General features: G+C 54.2%; 17 protein-coding genes. 12 read left to right on the top strand and 5 right to left on the bottom strand.

What is annotated here, in order from left to right; all coding sequences use genetic code 11:
- Window positions 1-39: 39 nt before the first annotated feature.
- On the top strand, window positions 40-1509 hold the full coding sequence (gene lysP, locus DAI21_RS12315) for a lysine-specific permease (RefSeq protein ID WP_100779517.1): 1470 nt from the start codon (window positions 40-42) through the stop codon (window positions 1507-1509).
- A gap of 293 nt (window positions 1510-1802) precedes the next feature.
- Window positions 1803-3773 carry a catecholate siderophore receptor CirA gene (cirA, locus tag DAI21_RS12320; protein WP_100779518.1) on the top strand — a complete coding sequence of 657 codons (1971 nt, stop codon included), beginning with the start codon at window positions 1803-1805 and terminating at the stop codon, window positions 3771-3773.
- 95 nt (window positions 3774-3868) lie between these two features.
- Here cirA and fghA read toward each other — a convergent pair whose 3' ends face one another.
- On the bottom strand, window positions 3869-4705 hold the full coding sequence (fghA, locus tag DAI21_RS12325) for an S-formylglutathione hydrolase (RefSeq protein ID WP_107703225.1): 837 nt from the start codon (window positions 4703-4705) through the stop codon (window positions 3869-3871).
- 138 nt (window positions 4706-4843) lie between these two features.
- Between fghA and DAI21_RS12330 the strand changes: the two genes are divergently transcribed.
- From DAI21_RS12330 to mglC, 7 genes are all read left to right on the top strand, one after another.
- Entirely contained in the window at window positions 4844-5992 is a 1149-nt protein-coding gene (locus DAI21_RS12330; RefSeq protein ID WP_107703226.1) for a YbfB/YjiJ family MFS transporter, read from the top strand.
- A 104-nt stretch (window positions 5993-6096) separates the two neighbouring features.
- Window positions 6097-6765: a GTP cyclohydrolase I FolE gene (folE, locus tag DAI21_RS12340; RefSeq protein ID WP_100779522.1), complete on the top strand. Its 669-nt coding sequence runs from the start codon at window positions 6097-6099 to the stop codon at window positions 6763-6765.
- 16 nt (window positions 6766-6781) lie between these two features.
- Window positions 6782-7939 (top strand): DUF418 domain-containing protein YeiB, encoded by a 1158-nt coding sequence (yeiB, locus tag DAI21_RS12345; RefSeq protein ID WP_107703227.1) that lies wholly within the window; start codon window positions 6782-6784, stop codon window positions 7937-7939.
- Window positions 7940-8094: 155 nt separating this feature from the next.
- The gene (galS, locus tag DAI21_RS12350; protein WP_100779524.1) at window positions 8095-9117 is read left to right on the top strand and encodes an HTH-type transcriptional regulator GalS; all 1023 of its coding nucleotides are present in this window, start codon (window positions 8095-8097) and stop codon (window positions 9115-9117) included.
- Window positions 9118-9412: 295 nt separating this feature from the next.
- On the top strand, window positions 9413-10411 hold the full coding sequence (gene mglB / locus DAI21_RS12355; protein ID WP_063143782.1) for a galactose/glucose ABC transporter substrate-binding protein MglB: 999 nt from the start codon (window positions 9413-9415) through the stop codon (window positions 10409-10411).
- Window positions 10412-10492: 81 nt separating this feature from the next.
- Window positions 10493-12013: a galactose/methyl galactoside ABC transporter ATP-binding protein MglA gene (gene mglA, locus DAI21_RS12360; RefSeq protein ID WP_107703228.1), complete on the top strand. Its 1521-nt coding sequence runs from the start codon at window positions 10493-10495 to the stop codon at window positions 12011-12013.
- Between the two features lie 15 nt (window positions 12014-12028).
- Window positions 12029-13039, top strand: a complete 1011-nt coding sequence (gene mglC, locus DAI21_RS12365) for a galactose/methyl galactoside ABC transporter permease MglC (RefSeq protein ID WP_100779526.1) — start codon at window positions 12029-12031, stop codon at window positions 13037-13039.
- 39 nt (window positions 13040-13078) lie between these two features.
- Here mglC and sanA read toward each other — a convergent pair whose 3' ends face one another.
- The 4 genes from sanA to DAI21_RS12385 form a co-directional block, all read right to left on the bottom strand.
- The gene (gene sanA / locus DAI21_RS12370; protein ID WP_100779527.1) at window positions 13079-13798 is read right to left on the bottom strand and encodes an outer membrane permeability protein SanA; all 720 of its coding nucleotides are present in this window, start codon (window positions 13796-13798) and stop codon (window positions 13079-13081) included.
- Window positions 13799-13926: 128 nt separating this feature from the next.
- Window positions 13927-14811: a cytidine deaminase gene (gene cdd / locus DAI21_RS12375; protein WP_107703229.1), complete on the bottom strand. Its 885-nt coding sequence runs from the start codon at window positions 14809-14811 to the stop codon at window positions 13927-13929.
- 128 nt (window positions 14812-14939) lie between these two features.
- Complete coding sequence (locus DAI21_RS12380) at window positions 14940-15635, bottom strand: CidB/LrgB family autolysis modulator (protein WP_100779529.1); 696 nt, start codon at window positions 15633-15635, stop codon at window positions 14940-14942.
- Window positions 15632-16030 (bottom strand): CidA/LrgA family protein, encoded by a 399-nt coding sequence (locus tag DAI21_RS12385; protein ID WP_100779530.1) that lies wholly within the window; start codon window positions 16028-16030, stop codon window positions 15632-15634. The genes DAI21_RS12380 and DAI21_RS12385 overlap by 4 nt, the downstream gene beginning before the upstream one ends.
- 217 nt (window positions 16031-16247) lie before the next feature.
- On the opposite strand from DAI21_RS12385, the gene DAI21_RS12390 reads away from it, so the two are divergent.
- The 3 genes from DAI21_RS12390 to licT all read left to right on the top strand — a co-directional run bounded on the left by DAI21_RS12390 (window position 16248) and on the right by licT (window position 18645).
- The gene (locus DAI21_RS12390; protein ID WP_100779531.1) at window positions 16248-16514 is read left to right on the top strand and encodes a hypothetical protein; all 267 of its coding nucleotides are present in this window, start codon (window positions 16248-16250) and stop codon (window positions 16512-16514) included.
- A gap of 72 nt (window positions 16515-16586) precedes the next feature.
- The gene (dusC, locus tag DAI21_RS12395) at window positions 16587-17519 is read left to right on the top strand and encodes a tRNA dihydrouridine(16) synthase DusC (RefSeq protein ID WP_102104858.1); all 933 of its coding nucleotides are present in this window, start codon (window positions 16587-16589) and stop codon (window positions 17517-17519) included.
- Window positions 17520-17811: 292 nt separating this feature from the next.
- Window positions 17812-18645, top strand: a complete 834-nt coding sequence (gene licT / locus DAI21_RS12400) for a BglG family transcription antiterminator LicT (protein ID WP_100779533.1) — start codon at window positions 17812-17814, stop codon at window positions 18643-18645.
- Window positions 18646-18693: the final 48 nt, after the last annotated feature.

An 18693-nucleotide genomic window follows, 5' to 3' on the forward strand; every position in this document is an offset into this window, starting at 1 on the left:
ACAATCTCGCCTCATTTTTTGAATGGACAGCATTTTCATATGGTTTCCGAAACTAAAACCACAGAAGCGCCCGCGCTACGCCGCGAACTTAAGGCGCGTCACCTGACGATGATCGCCATTGGCGGTTCTATCGGTACAGGTCTTTTTGTTGCCTCTGGTGCAACTATTTCAGCGGCAGGCCCGGGTGGCGCGCTGTTTTCTTACATGCTGATTGGCCTGATGGTGTACTTCCTGATGACCAGTCTGGGCGAACTGGCAGCCTATATGCCGGTATCCGGCTCTTTCTCCACTTACGGCCAAAAATACGTTGAAGAAGGCTTCGGTTTCGCGCTGGGCTGGAACTACTGGTACAACTGGGCGGTGACCATCGCCGTTGACCTCGTGGCCGCACAGCTGGTCATGAACTGGTGGTTCCCGGACACGCCAGGCTGGATCTGGAGCGCGCTCTTCCTGGCCGTGATTTTCCTGCTGAACTACATCTCCGTGCGCGGTTTTGGCGAAGCGGAGTACTGGTTCTCGCTGATTAAAGTCGCGACCGTTATCATCTTTATCGTCGTCGGCGTGGCGATGATTGTCGGCATCTTCAAAGGGGCGCAGCCAGCGGGCTGGAGCAACTGGCAGATTGGCGAAGCGCCGTTCGCCGGTGGTTTTGCGGCAATGATCGGTGTGGCGATGATTGTCGGCTTCTCCTTCCAGGGCACCGAGCTGATTGGTATCGCGGCGGGTGAATCTGAAGATCCGGAGAAGAACATTCCGCGCGCCGTGCGTCAGGTGTTCTGGCGTATCCTGCTGTTCTATGTGTTCGCGATCCTGATTATCAGCCTGATTATTCCTTACACCGATCCAAGCCTGCTGCGTAACGATGTTAAAGACATCAGCGTCAGCCCGTTCACGCTGGTCTTCCAGCATGCGGGTCTGCTCTCTGCGGCAGCGGTGATGAATGCGGTGATCCTGACGGCGGTGCTGTCGGCGGGGAACTCAGGGATGTACGCTTCAACGCGTATGCTCTACACCCTGGCCTGCGACGGTAAAGCGCCACGTATTTTCTCTAAACTGTCTCGCGGCGGTGTTCCGCGCAACGCGCTGTATGCAACCACGGTGGTGGCGGGGCTCTGCTTCCTGACGTCGATGTTCGGCAACCAGACGGTTTACCTGTGGCTGCTGAACACCTCCGGTATGACCGGCTTTATCGCCTGGCTGGGGATTGCGATTAGCCACTATCGTTTCCGCCGCGGCTATGTGAAGCAGGGGCACGATATTAACGATCTGCCGTACCGCTCTGGTTTCTTCCCGTTAGGGCCAATCTTCGCCTTCATTCTGTGCCTGATCATCACGCTCGGCCAGAACTACGAAGCCTTCCTGTCAGACACCATCGACTGGGGCGGCGTCATGGCGACGTACATTGGTATCCCTCTGTTCCTGATCATCTGGTTTGGTTACAAACTGACGAAAGGAACCCGATTCGTCCGCTACAGCGAAATGGAATTCCCTGGACGAATCAAACAATAATTGCACTTCCTCTCTTTTAGCCCGCTCATTCGAGCGGGCTTTTTTATCCCCACAGTATGCATAAATGATATAATTGTTAACAATTGAATTGATAATAATTATCGTTTGTTTTATCGTTATCGCCGTTATCAAAAGGATGAAGGAGTCAGCGTCGCGTTTTTGAAAAGACGATGACGTTACTGCCACACCTGCAAAGAAACACACAGCCGACTGGCCAAAGAAGCCGGCGGTATGCAATGCACTGTGAGCAATAATTATTTGATATTGTTGTGTTTACCTCATGGAGATATGGAATGTTTAGGTTAAATCCCTTCGTACGGGGAGGACTCTGTGCGTCTGCACTGTCCCTGGCGTTACCGGTTATTGCGGCTGAGTCCGGCGATACCCTGGTTGTCACGGCGTCTGCCACTGAACAAAACCTCAAAGATGCACCGGCCAGTATCAGCGTCATTACTCAGGAAGATCTGCAGCGTAAACCCGTTCAGAACCTGAAAGATGTGTTACAGGACGTGCCAGGTGTGCAACTCACCAACGAAGGGGATAACCGTAAAGGGGTCAGTATCCGTGGGCTGGACAGCAGCTACACCCTGATTCTGGTGGACGGTAAGCGCGTCAACTCCCGCAACGCCGTCTTCCGCCATAACGATTTCGATCTCAACTGGGTTCCGGTCGATGCCATCGAGCGTATCGAGGTGGTGCGCGGCCCGATGTCATCGCTGTACGGGTCCGATGCGCTGGGCGGGGTGGTAAACATCATCACCAAAAAAATCGGCCAGAAATGGACCGGCACCCTCACCGCCGACACCACGATTCAGGAACATCGCGATCGCGGTGATACCTACAACGGTCAGTTCTTTACCAGCGGTCCGCTGGTGGATGGCGTGCTGGGGCTGAAAGCCTACGGTAGCCTCTCTAAACGCGAAAAGGATGACCAGCAGGAATCCTCAACCTCTGCGACGGGCGAAACGCCGCGCATCGAAGGGTTCACCAGCCGCGACGCTAACGTCGAATTCGCCTGGACGCCGAATCAAAACCACGATTTCACCGCAGGCTACGGTTTCGACCGTCAGGACCGCGATTCAGACTCTCTCGACCAGAACCGCCTCGAACGCCAGAACTACTCCCTGAGCCACAACGGGCGCTGGGATGTCGGCAACAGCGAGCTGAAATTCTACGGCGAGAAAGTCGATAACAAAAATCCTGGCAACAGCAGCCCGATTACCTCCGAAAGCAACAGTATCGACGGGAAATATGTCCTGCCGCTTGGTGAAATTAACCAGCTGCTGACCTTCGGCGGCGAATGGCGACATGACAAACTGAAAGATCCGGTGAACCTGACCGGCGGCTCCAGCAGCAACACTTCTGCCAGCCAGTACGCGCTGTTTATTGAAAACGAATGGCGTATTTTTGAACCGCTGGCGTTGACCACTGGCGTGCGTATGGACGATCACGAAACCTACGGCGACCACTGGAGCCCGCGTGCGTATCTGGTCTATAGCGCAACCGACACCGTGACGGTGAAAGGCGGCTGGGCGACGGCGTTCAAAGCTCCCTCCTTACTGCAGTTAAGCCCGGACTGGACCACCGGCTCGTGCCGTGGTGCCTGTGAAATTGTCGGTAGCCCGGATCTGAAACCAGAAACCAGCGAAAGCTTCGAGCTGGGTCTTTACTATGCCGGGGAAGAGGGCTGGTTAGAGGGCGTTCAGGCCAGTATTACCACCTTCCAGAACGATGTGGATGATCGTATCAGCATCCTCCGCACCGCAAATGTGAATCAGGCGCAGAACTATCCAAACTACGTTGGGCTGAATGCCGACGGTGAGCCGATTTTCCGCTACTACAACGTCAACAAAGCGCGTATTCGCGGCGTGGAAACCGAGCTGAAATTCCCGCTGGCCGAAGACTGGAAAGTGACGCTGAATTACACCTATAACGACGGACGTGATATCAGCAACGGCGGCAACAAACCGCTGTCCGAGCTGCCATTCCATACCGCGAACGGAACCGTGGACTGGCAGGCAACGCAGGACTGGTCCTTCTATATGCAGGGTAACTACTCCGGCGAAAAACGTGCCATCACCGCCGGCGATGCAACGCCAGGCGGGTATGTGGTCTGGAATACCGGTGCAGCGTGGCAGGCAACGAAAAATGTCAAACTGCGTGCAGGCGTGCAAAACCTGCTGGATAAAGATCTCAGCCGCGACGATTACAGCTATACGGAAGATGGCCGTCGTTACTTTATGGCAGTGGATTACCGCTTCTGATAGCGAGCTGGCCGGGTGAAGGTTATGCCTTTCCCGGCCTACGCTTGCGCTCAGTATTGGCCCGGTTTGCGTAGCGCACCGGGCAACAGGCTGGGTTATTTCAGTAAATACTCCGCATGGAAGCGGAGATGATCCTCGATAAACGAGGCAATAAAGTAATAGCTATGATCGTGCCCCGGCTGGATACGCAGGGTCAAAGGCCAGCTTTTCTGCCGCGCCACTTCCGCCAGCACTGCGGGCTGCAGTTGATCGGCGAGGAACTGATCGGCATCACCCTGATCGATAAGCGTCGGGATCGCCTGTTCCGGAAGGCTTGCCTGCATCAGCGCACAGCTATCCCATTCCTGCCACGTAGTGGCATCATCGCCCAGATAATTCGAAAACGCTTTCTGCCCCCAGGGTACCTGAGTCGGGTTCACAATCGGCGCAAAGGCAGAGACGCTGGTGAATTTACCCGGATTTTTAAGCGCCATAATTAACGCGCCGTGTCCACCCATCGAATGCCCGCTGATGGCCGCGCGGTCACTAACGGCAAACTGCGCCTGGATCAGAGCAGGCAGCTCGTCGCGAATGTATTCGTACATCCGGTAGTGGCTCGCCCAGGGCTGTTGGGTCGCATTCAGATAGAAACCCGCTCCTTTACCCAGATCGTATCCGGCGTCGTCAGCGACATCATCGCCGCGCGGGCTGGTGTCGGGCATCACCAGCGCAATGCCTAATTCAGCCGCAACGCGCTGTGCACCCGCTTTGGTGGTGAAGTTCTCATCGTTGCAGGTCAGGCCGGAGAGCCAGTACAGCACCGGCGGCTTAACGTTACCGGTGACCGGCGGCAGAAAGATGCTGAACGTCATCGCGCAGTTCAGCGTGGTGGAGTCGTGCCGCCAGCGCTGCTGCCGACCTTCAAAACAACGGTGCTCTTCGAGCAGTTCCATGCAAGGCTCCTGATTTTGTGTCGATATTCACTCAATCCATAATACAGATTATTCATTCACCTGTGAGCAACTTTCACTTCCGCATTAAGTCGATATGCTGCATCATGAATTAACTAAATTTTAACAATTGGGGCAATCATGGCGCTGCGTATCGCGCTCAGCGGATTTGTGGTTTTGGTGGTGGCGATGGGGATAGGGCGCTTTGCTTTTACGCCTCAGGTTCCGCTGATGATTTCGGCCGGACAGCTGACGCTGACCAGCGCCGGGCTGGTGGCCGCCATGAACTATCTGGGCTATTTAGTTGGCGCGTGGGATGCCATGCGGGCGCACCGCTTTGTTGAAGGGCGTCTCTATCTCGGGATCTTCGGCGCGGTAGCGCTGACGCTGCTGTCAGCCGTCGCGGATAACGCCATCATTCATGGCCTGATTCGTTTAGCGATCGGCTGCATGAGCGGCTGGTCGATGGTGCTGATTGCCGCCTGGACTAACGAACGGCTGGCTCATTTTGGTAAGCCGGGGCTTAGCGCGGCGGTCTTTGCCGGGCCGGGGGCGGGCATTGCTTTAAGCGGCCTGCTGGCGGTCTATATTCAGGCACGCTCGCTTTCAGCAGGCGCGGCGTGGCAGATTTATGGCGTGCTGGCGCTGATTCTTATCGTGCTGGTGGCGCGCTATCTCCCGCGCGGCGGGCAGTTGCATCGGCCGGGAACGGCGCCGGAGCCGCTGGTGCTGACCACCGATTTGCGCCGCCTGGTCTGGAGCTACAGCCTGGCAGGGTTTGGCTACATTCTCCCGGCCACCTTTTTATCGCAAATGGCGGCCGTGCGTTTCCCTGGCAGCCTGTTTGCGCAGTTTGTCTGGCCCGTCTTTGGCGCAGCGTCTGTCATCGGGATCGCGCTGAGTATCGCCCTGCGCCACGTCTCGACGTCGAACCGCCGTCTGTCGATTGTCCTCTGGTTGCAGGGGCTGGGCGTGTTTGCCGCCTGGCTGATGCCGGGGATCGGTGGCCTGATAACGGGCGCATTGCTGGTGGGCGGTGGGTTTCTCTGTGCCGTGCAGCTCTCCCTGCTGTGCGGCCGCGAACTGGCCCCGAACCACACCCGTTATATGGCAGGTTTACTGACTACGGGATATGCGCTCGGTCAATTGGTTGGGCCAGTCACGTCGGCGCTCTCGACCTGGCTTACCCATCAGCTTGAGCCGGCGCTGGGCCTTGCAGGGCTGGCGTTGTTTGTCGGCGGAGCACTGGTCTGGGATCGTCAGGCCGAAAGGCAGCAGCAATTGCAATAATTATCGCTGTGAATACTGGATTATGTGCGCCACCTCACGCACAATGAGCGCACACTTTTGCTTCAAAGAGGGCAAAAGGCAGCCACACCTGCAGGAGAAAAATAATGCCATCACTCAGTAAAGAAGCCGCTCTCGTTCACGAAGCTTTAGTCGCGCGTGGTCTTGAAACCCCGCTGCGTCCGCCTGTTAATGAACTGGACAACGAAACACGCAAACGTCTTATTTCCGGGCACATGACCGAGATCATGCAGTTGCTGAATCTCGACCTGAGCGACGACAGCCTGATGGAAACTCCGAATCGCATCGCCAAGATGTATGTCGATGAGATTTTTTCCGGTCTCGATTACGCTAATTTCCCAAAAATCACCGTCATCGAAAATAAAATGAAAGTCGATGAAATGGTGACTGTGCGCGATATCACCCTGACCAGCACCTGCGAACACCATTTCGTGACCATCGACGGCAAAGCGACCGTGGCCTATATCCCGAAAGATACGGTGATTGGTCTGTCCAAGATCAACCGCATTGTGCAGTTCTTTGCCCAGCGTCCGCAGGTACAAGAGCGCTTAACGCAGCAGATTCTGACGGCGCTGCAAACGCTGCTTGGCACCAACAATGTGGCTGTATCTATTGATGCCGTCCATTATTGCGTCAAAGCGCGCGGCGTTCGCGATGCAACCAGCGCGACCACCACCACGTCGCTGGGTGGCCTGTTTAAATCCAGCCAGAACACCCGCCAGGAGTTCCTGCGCGCCGTGCGTCACCACAACTAACCACAGGGCAGGATAAATGGAGCGTAATGTCACGCTGGATTTTGTACGTGGCGTTGCCATTCTCGGTATCCTGCTACTGAATATCGCCGCTTTTGGACTGCCCAAAGCGGCGTATCTCAATCCCGCCTGGTATGGCGATATTACCCGCAGCGACGCCTGGACATGGGCGATTCTCGATCTCTTCGCGCAGGTTAAATTCCTCACGCTCTTTGCGCTCCTCTTCGGCGCAGGGCTGCAACTGCTCCTCAAACGTGGCAAACGCTGGATCCAGTCGCGGCTGACGCTGCTGGTACTGCTCGGCTTTATCCATGGCCTGTTTTTCTGGGATGGCGATATTCTGCTGGCCTATGGATTAGTCGGTCTGATTTGCTGGCGAATGATCCGCGATGCCCACGACGTAAAAAATTTGTTCAATACGGGGGCGATCCTCTATCTGATTGGCATCGGCGTACTGTTGCTGCTGGGAATGATCTCTGGCGGGTCGACCAACCGCTCATGGATCCCGGATGCGGCGAATCTGCAATACGAACAGTTCTGGAAGCTAAAAGGCGGCGTGGAGGCGATCAGCAATCGCGCGGATATGCTCGGCGATAACCTGATCGCGCTCGGCGCGCAGTATGGCTGGCAGCTAGCGGGAATGATGCTGATGGGCGCAGCACTTATGCGCACCGGCTGGCTGAAAGGGGAATTTAGTCTCTCTCATTACCGCCGGACTGGGTGTGCGCTGGTGCTGACTGGTGTCATCATCAATCTGCCTGCGATTGTCGCGCAATGGATGCTGGACTGGGATTACCGCTGGTGCGCGTTCTTGTTACAGGCCCCGCGTGAGCTGAGCGCCCCGTTCCAGACCATCGGCTATGCGGCGCTGATTTTCGGCTTCTGGCCGCAGATAGCCCGTTTCAGACTGGTGGCTGCCGTGGCCTGCGTTGGCCGGATGGCGCTGAGCAATTATCTGGTGCAAACCCTGATCTGCACCACGCTGTTCTATCATTTCGGTCTGTTTATGAAATTCGACCGCCTTCATCTGCTGGCGTTTGTTATTCCGGTCTGGGCAGTGAATCTGGTGTTTTCGGTCATCTGGCTGCGTTTCTTCCGCCAGGGACCGCTGGAATGGTTGTGGCGTCAATTAACCGCACGTGCTGCAGGTGTATCATTGACTAAAACATCCAGATAACGATCTGGATCACAATCATTAACAAAACGGATGTAAACGTTTTCATCTGTGTGAGCTTCTTCACGTAGTCCCCTCCTTGTCACTGCCAGAATAGCCTCCTTGCTAAACACAGGGGGTGTCTGTGAGTTGCTGCAATCCTTTAAAGGATGGTGAATATGATCACCATTCGTGACGTAGCCCGCATCGCGGGTGTTTCTGTTGCTACCGTATCCCGCGTGCTGAACAACAGCGCGCTGGTCAGCCCTGAAACGCGTGAAACCGTGATGAAAGCGGTGACGCAGCTCGGCTATCGGCCCAACGCCAATGCGCAGGCCCTCGCCACCCAGGTGAGCGACACCATTGGCGTGGTGGTGATGGATGTATCGGATGCCTTCTTTGGTGCGCTGGTGAAAGCCGTGGACGTTGTCGCCCAGCAGCACCACAAATATGTGCTGATCGGTAACAGCTACCACGAGGCTGAAAAAGAGCGTCACGCCATTGAGGTGTTGATCCGCCAGCGATGTAACGCCCTGATTGTCCACTCAAAAGCCCTGAGCGATGAGGAGCTGGCGGGGTTTATGGATCAAATACCAGGCATGGTTCTCATCAACCGCGTGGTGCCGGGGTACGCCCACCGCTGTGTCACGCTGGACAACGTCAGCGGGGCGATGATGGCGACGCGCATGCTGCTCAATAACGGCCATCAGCGCATCGGTTATCTCGCCTCCAGCCACCATATTGAAGATGACGATATGCGACGGGAAGGCTGGCAAAACGCCCTGAAAGAAGCCGGGATTGTGCCGTCAGACAGCTGGATTGGTACCGGTTCGCCGGACATGCCAGGAGGGGAGGCCGCGATGGTCGAACTGCTCGGACGTAATCTGCAACTGACCGCCGTCTTTGCCTACAACGACAGCATGGCCGCCGGTGCGCTTACTGCGCTGAAAGACAACGGCATTGCGGTGCCGCAGCATCTGTCATTGATTGGTTTTGATGATATTCCGATTGCCCGTTACACGGACCCGCAGCTCACTACCGTGCGCTATCCGATTGCGTCCATGGCCCGTCTGGCAACGGAGCTGGCGTTACAGGGCGCCGCAGGGCAGCAGGATTTGAGCGCAACACACTGTTTCATGCCGACTTTAGTACGCCGCCATTCTGTGGCTGTTAAACAAATTGTGGCTCCGATCACTAACTGATTACGTCAGGTGATGTAACCGTTTTCAATCTGTGAGTAAATTCACAGTATCTTAACAAGCCGCTGACTATGATGTCAGCGTTTTAGGAGCTGAAACGCTATGTAACGGTGATTAATCACTTTCACTATAGCCAAAGTGCCCCAAACGACAAATAAAACGCATTACTGGAGCGTTACCGAACACGGAAGATAGAAATTTTATAAGTGAACTTCGGCTGTCAGTAACGTTTTTCTAACATCTGCCCGCCGACCGTTATTCACAAGAACTACCCTGCATAAAAAAAACCGGAGATACCATGAATAAGAAGGTGTTGACTCTGTCTGCTGTTATGGCAAGCATGCTTTTTGGTGCAGCTGCGCACGCTGCGGATACCCGTATTGGTGTGACAATCTATAAATACGACGACAACTTTATGTCTGTTGTTCGTAAAGCTATCGAGAAAGATGCTAAAGCAGCGCCAGACGTTCAGCTGCTGATGAATGACTCCCAGAACGACCAGTCCAAACAGAACGACCAGATCGACGTTCTGCTGGCGAAAGGCGTGAAAGCCCTGGCCATCAACCTGGTTGACCCGGCAGCTGCAGGCACCGTTATTGAAAAAGCACGCGGCCAGAATGTGCCTATCGTCTTCTTCAACAAAGAGCCTTCCCGCAAAGCGCTGGACAGCTATGACAAAGCCTTCTATGTCGGTACTGACTCTAAAGAGTCCGGTATTATTCAGGGCGATCTGATCGCGAAACACTGGGCAGCGAACCCGAACTGGGACCTGAACAAAGACGGTCAGATTCAGTTCGTTCTGCTGAAAGGCGAGCCGGGCCACCCGGATGCTGAAGCACGTACCACGTATGTGATCAAAGAGCTGAACGACAAAGGTCTGAAAACCCAGCAGCTGGCGTTAGATACCGCGATGTGGGATACCGCTCAGGCGAAAGATAAGATGGACGCATGGCTGTCTGGCCCGAACGCGAACAAAATCGAAGTGGTTATCGCCAACAACGATGCGATGGCAATGGGTGCTGTTGAAGCACTGAAAGCCCACAACAAATCGTCTATCCCTGTCTTCGGCGTGGATGCTCTGCCAGAAGCGCTGGCACTGGTTAAGTCTGGCGCAATGGCCGGTACCGTTCTGAACGATGCGAATAACCAGGCTAAAGCGACCTTCGATCTGGCGAAAAACCTGGCCGATGGCAAAGGTGCGGCTGATGGCACCAACTGGAAAATCGAGAACAAAATCGTTCGCGTTCCTTACGTGGGCGTAGACCAGTCAAACCTGGCTGAGTTTATCGGTAAATAAGTTAGAGATTGCATGTTCTCACAGGGCGCAATTCGTTGCGCCCTTTTATAACGCGATATGCGAGGCCGTCAAGGTATAATTATGGTCAGCACAAATACTCAGTCGTCAGGCGAATTCTTGTTAGAAATGAGCAATATTAACAAGTCTTTTCCCGGCGTTAAGGCTCTCGACAATGTTAATTTAAAAGTACGTCCTCACTCTATTCATGCGTTGATGGGGGAGAATGGTGCGGGTAAATCAACATTATTAAAATGCCTTTTTGGTATCTATCAAAAAGATTCTGGTAGCATTCTTTTTCAGGGGAAAGAGATCGACTTCCATTCCGCCAAGGAAGCACTGGAGAATGGTATTTCGATGGTTCACCAGGAATTAAACCTGGTGCTTCAGCGTTCTGTTATGGACAATATGTGGCTGGGTCGTTACCCAACCAAAGGCGTATTTGTCGATCAGGACAAAATGTATCGCGACACCAAAGCGATTTTTGATGAACTGGATATTGATATTGACCCGCGCGCCCGCGTAGGCACCTTATCCGTTTCACAAATGCAGATGATTGAAATTGCCAAGGCATTCTCCTATAACGCGAAAATCGTGATTATGGATGAGCCAACGTCATCCCTGACGGAAAAAGAGGTGAACCACCTTTTCACCATTATCCGTAAGCTGAAAGAGCGTGGCTGTGGCATCGTCTATATCTCGCATAAAATGGAAGAGATCTTCCAGCTGTGCGATGAAATCACCATTCTGCGTGACGGCCAGTGGATCACCACTCAGCCTCTCGAAGGGCTGGATATGGACAAGATCATCGCCATGATGGTCGGCCGCTCCCTGAACCAGCGCTTCCCGGACAAAGAGAACACGCCGGGCGAAGTGATTCTGGAAGTTCGCAATCTCACCTCTTTGCGCCAGCCCTCTATCCGCGATGTCTCCTTCGACCTGCATAAGGGCGAAATTCTGGGTATCGCAGGCCTGGTCGGTGCGAAACGTACCGATATCGTGGAAACCTTATTTGGTATTCGTGAAAAATCGGACGGCACCATTACACTGCACGGTAAGCGCATTAATAACCATAACGCCAACGAAGCGATTAACCACGGCTTTGCCCTGGTGACCGAAGAGCGTCGTTCGACGGGTATTTATGCTTATCTGGATATTAACTTCAACTCGTTAATCTCCAATATTCGTAACTATAAAAATAAGATGGGCCTGCTGGATACTTCCCGCATGAAAAGTGATACCCAGTGGGTTATCGACTCGATGCGTGTAAAAACCCCAGGGCACCAGACACAAATCGGTTCACTTTCCGGCGGTAACCAGCAGAAGGTTATTATTGGTCGCTGGTTATTAACGCAGCCAGAAATTTTAATGCTTGATGAGCCGACGCGCGGTATTGACGTGGGTGCAAAATTTGAAATCTATCAGCTGATTGCTGAACTGGCTAAAAAGAATAAAGGGATCATTATTATTTCTTCCGAAATGCCGGAATTGTTAGGGATCACAGATCGTATTCTGGTTATGAGCAATGGTCTCGTTGCCGGAATTGTTGACACCAAAACGACAACGCAAAACGAAATTCTCCGTCTTGCGTCTTTGCACCTTTAAGATCAGGGGCTCCTCATGAGTGCGTTAAATAAAAAAAGTTTTCTCACTTATCTGAAAGAGGGCGGTATTTACGTCGTTCTTTTAGTATTACTGGCCATTATTATTTTCCAGGACCCTACGTTCTTAAGTTTGCTTAACTTGAGTAACATTTTGACCCAGTCCTCCGTGCGTATCATCATCGCGCTGGGCGTGGCGGGGCTGATTGTGACTCAGGGTACGGACCTGTCAGCAGGGCGCCAGGTAGGTCTGGCGGCGGTTGTGGCCGCCACGCTATTGCAGTCGATGGAAAACGCCAACAAGGTGTTCCCGGAGATGGCCACCATGCCAATTATTGTGGTGGTGCTGATTGTCTGTGTGGTGGGTGCCATCATCGGTCTGATCAACGGTATTATCATCGCCTATCTGAACGTGACGCCGTTTATCACCACGCTGGGTACGATGATTATCGTTTACGGTATCAACTCCCTGTACTACGACTTCGTTGGCGCATCCCCGATTTCTGGTTTCGACAGCGGCTTCTCGACCTTCGCGCAGGGCTTTGTGGCGCTGGGCAGTTTCCGCCTCTCCTACATCACCTTCTACGCGCTGATCGCCGTGGCCTTTGTCTGGGTGCTGTGGAACAAAACGCGCTTCGGTAAAAACATCTTCGCTATCGGCGGTAACCCGGAAGCAGCAAAAGTGTCCGGCGTTAACGTGGCCCTGAACCTGCTGATGATTTATGCCCTGTCCGGCGTGTTCTATGCCTTCGGCGGTTTGCTGGAAGCGGGTCGTATCGGCTCAGCGACGAACAACCTCGGCTTCATGTACGAACTGGATGCTATCGCAGCCTGTGTGGTGGGCGGCGTCTCCTTCAGCGGCGGTGTAGGTACGGTGGTGGGCGTGGTGACGGGTGTAATCATCTTTACCGTTATCAACTACGGATTGACCTATATCGGTGTGAACCCGTACTGGCAGTACATTATCAAAGGGGCGATTATCATCTTTGCGGTGGCGTTGGATTCCCTGAAATACGCGCGTAAGAAGTAATCTTGCCAAAACGAAAAACCCGCTCACGAGCGGGTTTTTTTATTTCTTCTCTTTCTTCTGCAATTCCAGCAGTTGGTCCGGAGTAACCGCCGGATAATCCTGCGCATCCTCGGGCACCTGATGCATCTCCGGAATCGGCACCAGCGGGCCTAAAAAGCGCGGTTCACGTTTGAAGAGATAGAGATCCGCCAGCGCGCCAAAGCGTGCGCCAAACTCACGCACACGTACGCTCCACATATCTTTCGGAGAAGGAACCGCATAGCACTGCGCCTGAATCCCCATATGCAGGGCAATAAACAGCGCACGCTCGCAGTGGAAGCGCTGGGTAATGATAATAAAATCGTTGGTATCAAAGACTTTACGCGTACGCACAATGGAGTCCAGGGTGCGGAATCCGGCATAGTCGAGAACGATATCCGCCGGATCGACGCCAGCGGCAATCAAATCTTTGCGCATGGTCATCGGCTCGTTATAGCTTTGCTGGGCGTTATCGCCGCTCAGCAGCAGGTAATTGACCTTGCCGCTGTTATAGGCGTTTAGCGCCCCCTGAATGCGGTAGCGGTAATACTGATTAATCACGCCGGTGCGATAATACTTGGCCGTCCCCAGCACCACACCCACCTGGCGATAAGGTAAATCCTGCAGATCGTCAAAGATATAGGGGGCGGTTTTCCAGCTCATCCAGCGGTCGAGGCCGAGCACAGTCAACAGCAGAATGCCGACCAGGACACACAGGCTGTAAAACACGCGCTTTAACATGAAGATGGCTCGTTCCGTGGAGGGAAATTTCACTCAGGCTACTTTACCCGCCTGGTAATCGCAAGAAACAGCGGTTTGATTGGGGGGAATTTCATCAGCAGGCGGGCATTTCTGCCCGCACAGGTCTATTACGCCAGCAGCGTACGGTCGATACTGGTACAGCCGAGCGCCTTGAGGGTGGCGGCGGTGGCGTCCCACTGGATCAGTGGCGCATCGGCCTTTTCTGCCAGAATCGCACGCTGAATATCCGGGTAGTCGTACCCGTTGAGGCTCAGCAGGTTCAGGGCGCCTTGCAGCGGTGGCAGCGTCGGGTTGAATGCCGCGTTTTCGGCATAGCTGCCGCTGAAGATTTTGCCATCACGCAGCTCCAGCGCCACGCCGCTCGGCGACTTGCTGTACGGCGTATGACTTTTGTTTGCCGCCGCAATGGCCGCTTGCGCCAGGTCATCGCCCGCTAACGCGTAGCCATGATCCTGGTCGTCCATCAGCAGAGTTTTGATATCCAGGTCTTTCGGGCCAAAGGCATCCGGCAGGTAATCGCCCAGCGTATGCGGCTCACGGCCTGGCAGGTTGATGCGCAGTTGCAGACCGCTGTTCAGCTCATTCATAAACTGACGGCAATGACCGCAAGGGGTGTAGTTCACGGTGATGGCCTGCAGCGCTTTCTCACCACGCAGCCAGGCATGGCTGATGGCGCTCTGTTCTGCATGGACGGTCTGTTGCATGGTCGCACCAAGGAACTCCATGTTCCCGCCGAAATACCAGGTCCCGCTCACGCCGCGCGCAATCGCGCCAACGTTAAAGTGGGAGAGATCGGCTCTGGCGCAGGCGGCAGCCAGCGGCAGTAGTGCGAAAGCCAGCGCGTCTTCGTCCAGTCCCGTAGCCTGTTTAAGCGTCGTGACCTGCTCCGCAGCCAGCAGGGCGGGGAAGTGCGTATCCGCCAGAACCGGAGCCAGGGCTGATTGCAAATTCTCTGCGAGCTGGGCAAAAGCAGTTTGAAAACGTGGGTGCATGGCAATGCCTCATAAAGGTTAATGGATCGGTAGTGTACGGAGCCAATAGCGCTTTATATGTGATCTAGTTCTCATTATGTATGCAACTTATGAAAACAAAATGAAATTTGCGCGACGCATCGCAAATTTTAGCCCACTACCGCCAGAATAATCGGGAACAGGAACGGAGCGATCAGCGAGGTCATGATCCCGCAAATCACCAGCGCCAGCGAACTGAACGCGCCTTCCTGATAGTCCAGCTCGGCGCAGCGCGCAGTGCCGAGGGCGTGGGAGGCCGTACCCATCGCCAGTCCGCGGGCGGCTTTGGTACGGATACGCATGACATTGAGCAGCGTATGGCCAAACACCGCACCCAGGATCCCGACAAAAATCACGCACATGGCGCTAATGGCCGGGATACCACCAATGCTTCCGCCCACGGCCATCGCAATCGGCGTGGTCACAGATTTCGGCAGAATAGAGGCGGCGATTTGCGGCGACGCCCCCATCAGCAGCGCCACTGACGTCCCCGTTACCATGGCGACGACGCTACCAATCAGGCAGATGGTGATGATCGATTTCCAGCGCGCGCGGATCTGGTGCAGCTGCTCGTAAAGCGGAAATGCCAGCGCCACGACGGCAGGCTGGAGCAGATCGTTTAAAATTTTGCTGCCCGCAAAATAGCGTTCGTAAGGAATGCCGGTGAGCAGCAGGAACGGAATAATCACCACCATCGCCACCAGCAGCGGGTTGAGCAGCGGCATCTTGAAACGCGCGGCAAGTTTACGTGCGGCGAAAAACACCACCAGTGTCAGTGGCAGCGACCACCAGATATTGGCCATCATTTTTTACTTCCTTTCTGCCCAACGACTTTGCGTTCGCCATGCACCAGATGCGAACTCCAGCTCACGACCAGGAACACGACCAGCGTACTCACCGCGCAGGAGACCAGAATCGGGCCGTACTGCGCTTTAAGCAGATCGTAATATTGCATCACGCCAACGCCTATCGGCACAAACAGCAGCGCCATATAGCGGATCAGCACGAAGCAGCCAGGGTTGACCCACTTCGCGGGCAGAATTTGCAGCGCCAGCAGCAGAAAAAGAATCAGCATGCCGATAATGCTGCCGGGAATGGTGATCGGTAGCAGGGAAGAAATGAAAATCCCGGCATACAGGCAGGCATAGATCAGAATAAAAGCACGCAGGTACTGCCAGAGGGTATTCAGAGTTTTGATCATGGTGAAAGTCCTTGATGGAACGCATTCATCATACAATTAAACATAGAAACGTGCTACGGATCACATCATGATTTTTGAGCATACCAGACATTCCTTTTTGGAACGTTAGGCAATTCCCCAGCATTCACAGCAAAAGCCATACAAAACAGTGTAGTTGCGGTGACTATTTTTGAAGCAGTGATATGATAAAAGCCATTCCCGCGATCAGGAGATTCTAATGTCAGAATTCATTTTTTTCCGGAAAGGGACACAGATTTTCGCCGTAGAGAAGGGCAATGCGGAAGGCTCATCGCACCTGGAAGCACAGGGCTATGAGCAGGAGTTTGAAGAGATCACGGCGCCCGATGCCCAAAGTGCGCTGGCGCGTTACAACGATATCAAAAAAGAAGATGAGCTGAACGTCTACGCCTTCGCGCTGGGCCCGACGTTCACACTGCTCATCGTGGTCGTTCTGACGGCGGTGGCCTACGTCGTGATGAAATAGACGCGCGTTAAGCCCTTTGCACCTTTATAGAGAGCGGCTACTATAGCGGGTCTTTTTTCACAGGGTTTTAGAATGCGTGTTTTACTGGCGCCGATGGAAGGCGTGCTCGACTCATTAGTGCGCGAGCTGCTGACTGAGGTAAATGATTACGATCTCTGCGTCACCGAGTTTTTGCGGGTGGTCGATATGCTGTTGCCAGTAAAGTCGTTTTATCGACTCTGCCCGGAGCTGCATCGTCAGAGCCGGACCACCTCCGGTACCTTGGTGCGTATCCAGCTGCTGGGGCAATACCCGGAATGGCTGGCGGAGAACGCGGCCCGAGCGGTTGAACTGGGTTCCTACGGTGTCGATCTCAACTGCGGCTGTCCGTCGAAAATGGTCAACGGCAGTGGCGGTGGCGCAACGTTGCTAAAAGATCCTGAGCTGATCTATCGCGGCGCGAAAGCGATGCGTGAGGCGGTGCCTGCCCATCTTCCGGTGACGGTAAAAGTGCGTCTGGGCTGGGACAGTCACGACCGCCAGTTTGAGATTGCCGATGCGGTGCAGCAGGCCGGGGCGACGGAGCTGGTGGTCCACGGGCGCACCAAAGACGACGGCTATAAAGCGGATCGCATCAACTGGCAGGCGATTGGGGAGATCCGCAAGCGTCTGTCTATTCCGGTGATCGCGAATGGCGAAATCTGGGACTACGAAAGCGCGCAGGCCTGTATAAAAGAGACGGGCTGCGATTCGGTGATGATCGGGCGCGGGGCGCTGAACGTGCCTAACCTGAGCCGGGTGGTGAAGTACAACGAGCCGCGTATGCCGTGGCCGGATGTGGTTACGCTGCTGCAAAAATATTCGCGTCTGGAAAAGCAGGGCGACACCGGGTTGTACCACGTGGCACGTATCAAACAGTGGCTGAGCTATTTACGCAAAGAATATGACGAAGCGCTGGGGTTATTTCAGGAAATTCGGACTCTGCAGACATCAGCCGACATTGCGCGGGTCATTCAGGCCAAATAATAGCGTCGGGATCGTCGCGTTACTGCCCTCGCAGGCTTTCATAGGGCATATAACGTTTCACTAAAGGCGATGTGCGCTACGTTTAGCGATATGTTCCGCTGGCGCAGGAGAGCTGGGTGGCGAAACTGAAAATTGCCTCAATAACGATCTGTATCACGTTTTTACGCGTAGTACATTGAGGCTGCGATTGAAACTGATAGAGTGCAAAAACTGGATTGTTACTGCTGCGGCAGGCAAAACCTGATTTTCTGGCATCTGCCGGAGGTCAGGTTTTTTTGTTTCTGGGGTTCTGATGAAAATCGCCAAAATTCTCAATAATAATGTGGTGGTTGTTCTGGATGAGCACATGCGCGAACAGGTCGTTATGGGGCGCGGGCTGGCCTTCCAGAAACGCATCGGTGACGATCTTGACGCTGAGAAAGTCGAAAAGGTTTTCGCACTGCAAAGCGATGAGCTGGCGCGTCGATTAGGGGAATTACTCAGTCAGATCCCCCTTGAGGTAATGACCACCTGCGACCGCATTATTGGGCTGGCGGCGCAGCGGCTGGGGAAATTGCAGGACAGTCTCTACATCACGTTGACCGACCACTGCCATTTTGCCATCGAACGGCAAAAGAAAGGCCTGGCGATCAAAAACGTGCTGTTGTGGGAGATCAAACGTCTGTACCCGAAGGAGTTTGAGCTGGGGCAGGAAGCAAGGGCGATTATCGCCAGCAGGCTGGGGGTGGAGCTTGCCGAAGATGAGGCGGGGTTTATCGCGCTTCACCTGGTCACGGCGCAACTCAACAGCGAAATGCCCGAAGTGATGCACGTCACCCGCGTTATGCAGGAGATCCTGCAGCTGGTGAAGTATCAGCTTCAGCTGGAATATGATGAAGAGTCGCTTAGCTATCAGCGCTTTGTCACCCACCTGAAGTTCTTTGCTCAACGGATGCTGACCCGCACCGTCGTGGAAGATGACGATGTGACGCTGCATACGGCGGTAAAAGACAACTACGCGAAAGCCTGGATTTGCGCCGAGAAAATCGCGCAGTATCTGCAGAAAAGTTATCAGCGCGAGCTGACGACGGAAGAAATTATGTTTCTCACCATTCATATTGAACGAGTGAGAAAAGAGGGGCGTTAAGCTCCAAAATCTGGATTGTTACTGCATAACGCAGGCAAAACCTGAGCG

It is taken from the genome of Lelliottia sp. WB101 (assembly GCF_003051885.1).
GTDB classification, from domain to species: Bacteria; Pseudomonadota; Gammaproteobacteria; order Enterobacterales; family Enterobacteriaceae; genus Enterobacter; species Enterobacter nimipressuralis.